The following is a 1,424-nucleotide window of genomic DNA, read 5'->3' on the forward strand; positions in this document are numbered from 1 at the left end:
GAGAAGGGCACGCCCTATGCCGAGCTGGGCCTGGGTGATCCCTCCCTCAGCGACGAGCAACTCGTCGACGCGATGCTGGCCCATCCCATCCTGATCAACCGGCCGATCGTGGTCACCCCGCTCGGGGTGAAGCTCTGCCGGCCGTCCGAGCTGGTGCTCGACATCCTGCCGAACCCGCAGCGCGGCGCGTTTGCCAAGGAGGATGGCGAACAGGTCGTCGCCGCCGACGGTCGCCGCCTCGCCTGATCTCCTGCCAGGAAAGCGTCCCATGGCCTCGCCAGCGCCGGCCTCCCGGCTCTCCTTTCTCGACCGCTACCTGACCGTCTGGATCTTCGCCGCCATGGCGCTGGGCGTGCTGCTCGGCACCCTGTTCGACGGGCTGCCGGCCGCCCTCGACCGGCTTTCGGCGGGCACCACCAACATCCCGATCGCCATCGGCCTGATCCTGATGATGTACCCGCCGCTGGCGAAGGTGCGCTACGAGGAGCTGCACCAGGTGTTTGCCGACAGGCGGGTGCTGGCCCTGTCCCTGGTCCAGAACTGGCTGATCGGGCCGGTGCTGATGTTCGTACTGGCGGTGATCTTCCTGCGCGACCAGCCGGAATACATGACTGGCCTGATCCTGATCGGCCTGGCCCGCTGCATCGCGATGGTGCTGGTCTGGAACCAGCTCGCCCGCGGCGACAACCAGTATGTCGCCGGGCTGGTCGCGTTCAACTCGATCTTCCAGATCCTGTTCTTCAGCGTCTATGCCTGGGTCTTCCTGACCGTCCTGCCGCCCTTGTTCGGCCTGGAAGGCAGCGTGATCGATGTCGGCTTCTGGACGATTGCCGAGGCGGTGCTGATCTATCTGGGCATCCCGTTCCTGGCGGGCTTTTTGACCCGGCGCATCCTGGTCGCCCGCAACGGCCGGGCTTGGTACGAGCGGGAGTTCCTGCCGCGGATCGGGCCGGTCACGCTGGCGGCGCTGCTGTTCACCATCGTCGCGATGTTCAGCCTGAAGGGCGGCGATCTGGTCCGGCTGCCGCTCGACGCGCTCCGGATCGCCATCCCGCTCTCGCTCTACTTCCTGATCCAGTTCGCGGTCAGCTTCGCCATGGGCAGGCTGATCGAGGCGGACTACCCGCGCACCACCGCGATCGCGTTCACGGCCGCCGGCAACAATTTCGAGCTGGCCATCGCGGTGGCCATCGCTGCCTTCGGCCTGGCCTCGCCGGTGGCCTTCGCCGCGGTGATCGGCCCGCTGGTCGAGGTGCCGGTGCTGATCCTGCTGGTGCACGTGGCTCTCCGCCTGGGCCAGCGCTTCTTCCCCCGAGACCGGGCCGTCTACGCGGCCGGCAAGGCATGACCATGCGCCTGCGCGACCTTCCCGACCCAGACCATCTGCCGGCCCTGGACATGGCCTGTGCCTGCCCGCGCCCGGG

The 1,424-nt window shown here is 68.0% G+C and carries 2 protein-coding genes; both read left to right on the top strand.

The window, feature by feature from the left end; translation table 11 throughout:
• Positions 1-246, top strand: a 246-nt coding sequence (locus tag EQG76_RS31340) for an ArsC/Spx/MgsR family protein (RefSeq protein WP_321573541.1), incomplete at its 5' end; no start/stop codon positions are given.
• Positions 247-268: 22 nt separating this feature from the next.
• Entirely contained in the window at positions 269-1,348 is a 1,080-nt protein-coding gene (arsB, locus tag EQG76_RS31345; RefSeq protein WP_159719117.1) for an ACR3 family arsenite efflux transporter, read from the top strand.
• Positions 1,349-1,424 lie beyond the last annotated feature (76 nt).

Source organism: Geminicoccus flavidas (assembly GCF_009806515.1).
Classification (GTDB): domain Bacteria; phylum Pseudomonadota; class Alphaproteobacteria; order Geminicoccales; family Geminicoccaceae; genus Geminicoccus; species Geminicoccus flavidus.

Coding starts and splice junctions, on each gene's coding strand:
- arsB (WP_159719117.1), top strand. CDS start 269: ATGGCCTCGCCAGCGCCGGCCTCCCGGCTCTCCTTTCTCGACCGCTAC.